Genomic DNA, 8,686 nt, shown 5'->3' with positions numbered 1-8,686 from the left:
TTGAGGGCCTCGCAGGCCTGGTCGAACCTTTCGCGGTAGGCGGGGTTGGTGGTGTAGAGGTCGGCGCCCATGCCGGGGTACTGGCTGCCCTGGCCGGTGAAACAGAACGCCACCTTCCCCCCGTCGCCGCCGGCGATGGCGGTGGTGAGGTGCGGGTGCGGCTCGCCGTTGGCGAGGGCGGTCAACGCGGCGGCGAAGTCGGAACGGGTCGCCGCGGTGACCACCGCCCGGTGCGCGAACCGGGTCCGCCGCGCGAGCGCGTCCGCGACCGCGGAGGGCGGGACGTCCTCGTGGTCGGCCAACCAGCCGAGCAGGTGCGCCGCCTGATCGCGCAGCGCGCGTCCGGTCCGGGCCGACAGCACCCATGACGCCCACCCGTCCCACAGGTCGGCCGGCGCCACGGCCGGCTCCACCGGGGGCGGCGCCTCCTCGAGGATCACGTGCGCGTTCGTGCCGCTGATCCCGAACGAGGACACCCCCGCCCGGCGCGGGTGCCCGTTCGGCTTCCACCCGACGGCCTCGTCCAGCAGCCGGACGTTGCCGCTGTCCCAGTCGACGTGCGGGCTCGGCGCGTCGAGGTGCAGCGAGCGCGGCAGCAGGTCGTGGCGGAGGGCGAGGACCATCTTGATGATCCCGGCGGCCCCGGCGGCGGCCTGGGCGTGCCCGATGTTCGACTTGACCGACCCGAGCCAGAGCGGCCGGTCGTCCCGCCGGTGCTGCCCGTACGTGGCCAGCAGCGCCTGCGCCTCGATCGGGTCACCCAGGGTGGTGCCGGTGCCGTGCGCCTCCACCGCGTCCACGTCGGCCGGGGCCAGCCGGGCGTTGGCCAGGGCCTGGCGGATCACCCGTTCCTGGGACGGCCCGTTCGGCGCGGTGAGCCCGTTGCTGGCCCCGTCCTGGTTGACCGCCGAACCGCGGATCACGGCGAGGACCTGGTGGCCGCGCTCCCGCGCCACCGACAGCCGTTCCAGCAGCAGCAGGCCGACGCCCTCGGCGAAGCCGAACCCGTCCGCCGCCGCCGCGAACGGCTTGCACCGGCCGTCGGCGGCCAACCCCCGCTGCCGGGCGAACTCGATGAACCCGGTCGGGCTGGCCATCACGGTGACCCCGCCCGCGAGCGCCAGCTCGCACTCCCCGCCGCGCAGCGACTGGGCGGCCAGGTGCAGCGCCACCAACGACGACGAACACGCCGTGTCCACGGTGACCGCCGGCCCCTCCAGGCCCAGTGCGTACGCCACCCGGCCGGAGGCGACGCTGGTGGTGCTTCCGGTGAGCAGGTAGCCCTCGGCGTCCGCCGCACCCCGTCCGACGTACTCCTGGTGGGTGAGGCCGGCGAACACGCCGGTGGGGGTGCCGCGCAGCGTGGTGGGGTCGATGCCGGCCCGCTCGATGGACTCCCACGCCGCCTCCAGCAGCAGCCGCTGCTGCGGATCCATCGCCGTCGCCTCCTTGGGGCTGATCCCGAAGAAGGCCGGGTCGAACTCGGCGGCGTCCCGCACGAAGCCGCCCTCCCGCGCGTACGTGGTGCCCGGGGTGTCCGGGTCGGGGTGGTAGAGGGTGGCCAGGTCCCAGCCCCGGTCGGTGGGGAAGTCGCCGATCGCGTCGGTGCCGGCGGCGAGCAGCTGCCACAGCTCCTCAGGGGAGGTGACCCCACCCGGGTAGCGGCAGGCCATCCCGATGATCGCGATCGGTTCGGCCGTGGCGGTCACCGCCGGCGTGGCCTCGGCCCGGGCGGTGGGCAGGTCGAGCAGCATGCTCCGCAGCAGCGTGGCCACCGCCCGTACGGTCGGGTGGTCGAAGACCAGCGTCGCCGGCAGCCGCAGGCCGGTGGCGGTGCGCAGCCGGTTGCGCAGCTGCACCGCCGTCATCGAGTCGAAGCCCAGGCTCTTGAAGTCCTGCCCCACGTCCAGGCCGGCCGGGTCAACGTGCCCCAGCACCGCGCCGACGTGCGTCCCGACCAGGTCGACCAGGACGGACAGCTGGTCGTCCGCCGCGAGTCCGGCGAGCTGCCCGGCGAGCGGGGACGCCGACGCGGGCGCGGTCGTCGCGGCCTGCCGGAGCCCGGCCGGGGCGAGCGAGCGCAGCACGGCCGGCAGGTCCCCGGCGCGGGCGCGGGCGCGGACCGCCGCCCGGTCGAGACCGGCCGGCACCAGCACCGGCCGGTCGGTCGCCAGCGCGGTGTCCAGCAGCCGCACCGCCTCCTCGACGGGCAGCGCGGCGAGGCCGGCCCGGGCCAGCAGCCGCCGGTCGGCGTCCGACATGGCCCCGCTCATCCCGGTCTCGACGTCCCAGTAGCCCCAGGCCAGGGCGGTGGCCGGCAGCCCCTGCGCGCGCCGGTGCTGGGCGAGGGCGTCGAGGAAGGCGTTCGCGGCGGCGTAGTTGGCCACCCCGCTGGTGTTCAGGCTGCCCGCGATCGACGAGTAGAGCACCAGGTGCGCGTCGGTGAGCCGGTGCAGCTGCCAGGCGGCGTCCACCTTCGGCCCCAGCACGTCGTGCAGCTGGCGCCCGGTGAGCCGGTCCACCGGCCCACCGTCGGTCGTCCCGGCCGCGTGGAACACCGCGGCGAGCGGGCGCGCCGGGTCGATGCCGGCCAGGAGGTCGCGGACCGCCGCCGGGTCACCGAGGTCCGCGGCGACGACGGTCACCGTGGCCCCGAGGTCGCCCAGTTCCCGGACGACGGCGTCGGCGTCCGGGTGTTCCGGGCCGCGCCGGCCGGCCAGCAGCAGGTGGCGGACGCCGTGCCGGGTGACCAGGTGCCGGGCGGTCAGCCGGCCCAGCGTTCCGGTCCCGCCGGTGACCAGCACGGTGCCCTCCGGGCCGAACGGCACGGCTGCGGCCGGCGCGACCGCGGCCGGGGTCAGCCGGGGTGCGCGGAGCCCGCCGGCACGCAGCGCGAGCTGCGGCTCACCGCGTACGGCGGCGGTGCCGACAGCGACGGCGAGCGCCCGGACGCTCTCCGGGTGCTGGTCGGTGTCGACCACGACGATCCGGTCGGGGTGTTCGGTCTGGGCGGAGCGCAGCAGGCCCCAACAGGCGGCACCGGCCAGGTCGGTGACCGGCTCCCCGGCCCCGGTGCTGACTGCGCCGGAGGTGACCACGACCAGGCGGCTGTCCGACAGCGCCCCCCGGGCCAGCCAGTCCTGCACCGTACGGAGCAGCGCCTCGGTCCGCCGGTGCACGGCCGCCGGCACGTCCCCGTCGTCTCCGGTGGGCAGCGGCAGCACGAGCACCGCGGGCGCCGCTGCGCCCTCGCGCGCCGCGTCCGCGAGCTTGCCGACCACGGGTACGTCCGGCAGCCCGGCCGCCGTGCCCGCGGTGTCCCCGCCGATCAGCACCCAGGACGAGGTCGCCTCGGCAGGCGCCGGCGGGACCGGCGCCCAGTCCACCTGGAAGAGCCGGTCCGGTCGGGCGGCCCCGGCGGCGATCCGGGCGGCCGAGGTGGCCCGGGACAGCACACCGGCCGCGCTCAGCACCAGCTCACCGGCCGGGTCGTACGCGGCCAGCGCCAGCCGCTCCGGTGCCTGGCGGGTCAGGCGGACCCGCAGGGCGGTCGCGCCGGTGGCGTGCAGCCGGACCTGCTCCCACGCGAACGCCTGGCGGACCGTGTCCCCGTCGCTGTCGAGGACGGCCACCAGCTCCGGGTGCAGGGCCGCGTCGAGCAGCGCGGGGTGCACCGCGTACCCGGCGACGTCCACCTGCTCGGGCAGCGCGATCTCGCCGTAGCGGTCGTCGCCGGAGCGCCAGGCCGCACGCATCCCCTGGAATGCCGGCCCGAACCGGTAGCCCGCCTCCGCCAGCCGCCTGTACGCCCCGTCCAGGTCGATCGGTTCCGCCCCGGCCGGTGGCCAGGCCGGGAGCGGCGGCGGGGTCGACTCGTCGCCCTCGTCAGCGGTGAGCAGGCCGGTGGCGTGGGTGGTCCACGGCGCGTCCGGGTCGTCGGCCGGCCGGGTGTGGACAGCGACCGTACGCCGTCCCGGCTGGTCGCTTCCGGTGACCGTGACCTGGAGGTCGGCGCCGCCGTCGGCGAGCGGCACCGGCGCTTCGAGGGTCAGCTCCTCCAGCAGCGGGTACCCGGCGACGGCCCCGGCGTGCAGGGCGACCTCGACCAGCGCGGTGGCGGGGAGCAGACCCGTACCGGCGATGGTGTGGTCGGCGAGCCAGGGGTGCGCCCGGCGGGAGAGGTGGCCGGTGAAGAGGTGCTCGCCGCTGGTGGCGGTGGTGATGGTGGCGGTCAGCAGGGGGTGGCTGTTGGCCTGGAGCCCGAGCCGGCGCGGGTGGGCGGCCGGTGCCACGGTGGCCCAGTAGGGCTGGTGGTGGAAGGGGTAGGTGGGCGGGGTGACGTGGGTCCGGGCCTGGGGGAGCAGATGCGCCCAGGCGATCGGGTGGGTGGTGTGGGTGTGCAGGTGGGCGGTGTTGGTGAGGAGGGTGTGCCAGGGGTCGGTGTCGCGGCGAAGCGTGTGGCAGACCGTGGTGGAGTCGGTGTCGATGGTGGGGGCGAGCAGGGGGTGGGGGCTGATTTCGATGAGGGTGTGGTGTCCGTTGGTGGTCAGTTGTTGGAGGGTGGGGTGGAAGTGGACGGGTTGGCGCAGGTTGTTCCACCAGTAGTCGGTGGTCAGTTCGGTGCCGGGGATGAGCTGCTGTCGGGTGCTGCTGTAGAAGGCGGTGTCGGTGGCTTGGGGGTCGACGGTGACGCCGGTGAGTTCGGTGTGGAGTGGGTCGATGTGGGGGCAGTGGCTGGCGTAGTTGACCGGGATGATCCTGGCGGTGAGTCCAGCGTTGGTGAGGGTCGCGTGGGTGGCTTGGATGGCGGTCGGGGTGCCGGAGAGGACGCAGGTGGTGGGGGCGTTGTGGGCGGCGAGGTGCAGGTTTGTGGCGTGTTCGGGGACCAGGCGTTGCAGTAGGGCGGGCAGTTCGTGGGGGGTGGGTCCGGTGACGGCGAGCATGCCGCCGGTGCCTTCGATGGTGGTGAGGGCGCGGCCGCGGTGGGTGATGAGGCCGGTGGCTTGGTCGAGGGTGAGGGCGCCGGTGGTGTGGGCGGCGGTGATCTCGCCCTGGGAGTGGCCGATGACCGCCTGCGGGGTGATGCCGTGGTGTCGCCAGAGTGCGGTGAGGGCGGTGGTGACGGCGAACAGGGTCGGCTGGACGACGTCGACCCGTTCGAGGTTGGCCGCGGACGGTTTCTGCAGGACGACGTCGCGCAGTGACCAGTCGACGTGCTGGCGCATGGCGGTGTCGGTGGTGTCGATGCTGTGCCGGAAGACGGGGGAGGTGCGGTAGAGCTGGTGGGCCATGGCCGGCCATTGGCTGCCCTGTCCGGGGTAGATGAAGCCGATCTTTCCGCCGTCGCTCGCTTCGCCGACGGTCAGGTTGTCGTGTTCGGTGCCGTCGGTCAGGGCGGTGAGCGCCTCGCACATCTCGTCGAGGGTGCGGCCGAGGATGACGGCCCGGTGCGGGAACAGGGTGCGTCCGGCGAGGGCGTGGGCCACGTCGACGAGGTCCAGGTCATCTGTGTCGGTGGCCCAGTCGCGGAGCCGGCGGCCGTACTCGCGCAGCGTGGTCTCGGTCTTCGCGGACAGCAGCCACGACACCCAGCCACCGCCAGGCAGATCCATCAGCTCCGCACCGTCCACCGTGGCCGCCGACGTCGCGGCGATGCCCCCGGTCTGCGCGTCCCCGCTGCCGGTCGGCTCACCCTCGGCCGTTTCGGCACCGCCCGCCACCGTCCCGGCGTGCGAGTCCGGGGCACCGGGCGACCCGGCCAGCGGCACCGCGCCGTCGACCTGCGGCGGCGCGTCGGCGGGCGCCTCCTCGATGATCAGGTGGGCGTTCGTGCCGCTCACGCCGAACGAGGACACCCCCGCCCGGCGCGGGTTGCCGTTCCGCCGCCACTCGACGGCTTCGTCCAGCAGCCGGACGTTTCCGCTGTCCCAGTCGACGTGCGCGCTCGGCGCGTCGATGTGCAGCGAACGCGGCAGCAGGTCGTGCTGCAGGGCGAGGACCATCTTGATCACGCCGGCCACGCCGGCCGCCGCCTGGGTGTGGCCGATGTTCGACTTGACCGACCCGAGCCAGAGCGGCTGGTCGTCCCGCCGGTGCTGCCCGTACGTGGCCAGCAGCGCCTGCGCCTCGATGGGGTCGCCGAGGGTGGTGCCGGTGCCGTGGGCCTCGACGGCGTCCACGTCGGCGGGAGTCAGCCTCGCGTTGGCCAGGGCCTGCCGGATCACCCGTTCCTGGGAGGGGCCGTGGGGTGCGGTCAGCCCGTTGCTCGCCCCGTCCTGGTTCACCGCCGAGCCCCTGATGACAGCGAGCACCCGGTGGCCGCGTTCCCGGGCGACCGAGAGGCGTTCCAGCAGGAGCAGGCCGACGCCTTCGCCCCAGCCGGTGCCGTCGGCGGCGGCGGCGAACGGCTTGCACCGGCCGTCCGGCGACAGTCCGCGCTGCCGACTGAACTCGATGAACGGGCGCGGCAGGGCGAGAATCGTGGCGCCACCGGCGAGCGCCATGTCGCACTCGCCGTTGTGGATCGCCTGCACGGCCAGGTGCATCGCCACCAGCGACGACGAACACGCCGTGTCCACCGTTATCGCCGGCCCCTCCAACCCCAGCACGTACGCGATCCGCCCGGACGCCACGCTGCCCGAGTTGCCGGTGACCAGGTACCCCTCCAGGTCCGGATCGGGCTCGCTCATCCGGGCCAGGTAGTCCTGCGAGATCACCCCGGCGAACACGCCGACGCGCTCACCGCGCAGACTGCCCGGGTCGACGTCGGCCCGCTCGACGCACTCCCAGGCCGTCTCCAGCAGGAGCCGCTGCTGCGGGTCCATCGCCGTCGCCTCGCGCGGGCTGATGCCGAAGAAGGCGGCGTCGAAGCCGGGGGCGTCGGTGAGGAACCCGCCGTCGCGGGCGTACGTGGTGCCGGGCGAGTCCGGGTCCGGGTCGTAGAGGGACTCCAGCTCCCAGCCCCGGTCGGTCGGGAACGGCCCGATCGCGTCGCCACCCCCGGCCACCAGGTCCCACAGCTGCTCCGGGGTGTCGATCCCGCCCGGGTAGCGGCAGGCCATCCCCACGATCGCCACCGGCTCGTGGGCCCGGTCCTCCACCTCGCGCAGCCGCTGCCGGGTCGAACGCAGGTCGGCGGTGGCCCGCTTCAGGTAACTGCGGAGCTTGTCTTCGTCGTTCATCGTGCGTCCCCCTGGTCGGAGCCGGCAGAAACGATCATCAATCTGGTCACGACGGGGAACCGCCGAGTTCCTTGTCCAGCGCGCTGAACAACTCGTCGTCGCTCGCCGACTCCAGGTCGACGAGGTCGTCGAGGTGCGCGTCGTCCGGCCGCAGGCCGTCCAACCGGCGCAGCAGGTCCCGCAGCCGGTCCTCCGCCCGGTGCCGTTCCGCGTCGTTCAGCGCGGCCACCGCCAGCGCCGCCTCCACCCGATCCAGTTCCGCGAGTACGGACGTCGGCGGCGCCGGCTCCGCCGGTGCGAGCTGCCCGGCGAGGTACTCCGCCACCGCCGCCGGTGTCGGGTGGTCGAAGACCAGGGTGGCCGGTAGCGGCAGCCCGGTTGCCGTACGCAGCCGGTTGCGCAGCTCCACCGAGGTCAGTGAGTCGAAGCCGAGGTCCTTGAACGGCGACCCCTCCGCCACCAATCCCGGCGAGCCCTGGCCCAGCACCACCGCCACGTGGCCCCGAACCAGGTCCAGCAGCAGCCGGGGCCGCTCGCCCGGGGGCAGGGCGGCGAGCTGCTCGGCGAGCGGCCGGCCGCCCACCACCTGCTCCTCGGCCGCGCGCCGGGTCGGGTTGCCGACGAGGGCGCTGAGGATGGCGGGCACGCGCGGTTGGTTGCGCAGGGTGGGGAGGTGGAGCTTGACCGGCACGAGGTTGGGGTGGGTGTGGGTGAGGGCGGCATCGAGGAGGGCGAGCCCTTCCCCGGTTTCCAGGCCCAGGCTGCCGGCGCGGGCCATCCGCGCCCGGTCCACGTCGGTCAGATGGCCGGTCATCCCGGTCCGCTGCGCCCAGTAGCCCCACGCGGTACTCGTCGCCGGCAGGCCGAGGTCCCGGCGGTGCTGGGCGAGCGCGTCGAGGAACGCGTTCGCCGCCGCGTAGTTGCCCTGTCCCGGGGTGTCGATGGTCCCCGAGCTCGACGAGAAGAGCAGGAAGTGGGTGAGGTGGTGGTGCCTGGTGGCGTGGTGGAGGTGCCAGGCGGCGTCGACCTTGGGCTTGAGGGTGGCGTGCAGGTCCCGTGGGGTGAGGTTGGTGAGGGTGGTGTCGCGGAGGGTGCCGGCGGTGTGGACGACGCCGGTGAGGCGGTGCCCGGTCTGGTCGATGTGGTCGACGACCTCGGCGAGTTGATGGGGGTCAGTGGTGTCGCAGGCGGTGATGGTGACGATGGCGCCGCAGTCGGTGAGCTGGTGGATGAGGTGGGCGGTGTCGGGGTGGTGGGGGCCTTGGCGGCTGACGAGGTGGAGGTGGCGGACGCCGTGGTGGCTGGCGAGGTGGGTGGCGACCTGTTGGCCGAGCGTGCCGGTTCCGCCGGTGATGAGGGTGGTGCCGGTGCCGGTGCCGGTGCCGGTTCCGCCGCCGGCGGGGCTGGTTTCGGTGGCGGGGAGGGCCGGGGGGAGGGTGAGGGCGATTTTGCCGGTGTGGCGGGCGTTGGCGAGGTAGCGGAAGGCGGTGGGGGTGTGGCGGATG

1 protein-coding gene and 1 pseudogene are annotated in these 8,686 nt (G+C 74.5%); both read right to left on the bottom strand.

All coding sequences use genetic code 11. From position 1 onward, the window contains the following. Positions 1-7,142 (bottom strand): annotated as a pseudogene (locus tag ACIBR0_RS28660) (type I polyketide synthase); the annotation flags it as partial. Between the two features lie 85 nt (positions 7,143-7,227). Next, positions 7,228-8,686: type I polyketide synthase (locus ACIBR0_RS28655; RefSeq protein WP_396720850.1), on the bottom strand; the 1,459-nt coding region annotated here is incomplete at its 5' end.

It is taken from the genome of Micromonospora sp. NPDC049497, from assembly GCF_044465805.1.
Classification (GTDB): Bacteria; Actinomycetota; Actinomycetes; order Mycobacteriales; family Micromonosporaceae; genus Micromonospora.
The sequence above is the reverse complement of the archived record's forward strand: the minus strand, read 5'-3'. Positions and strand labels throughout refer to the sequence as shown.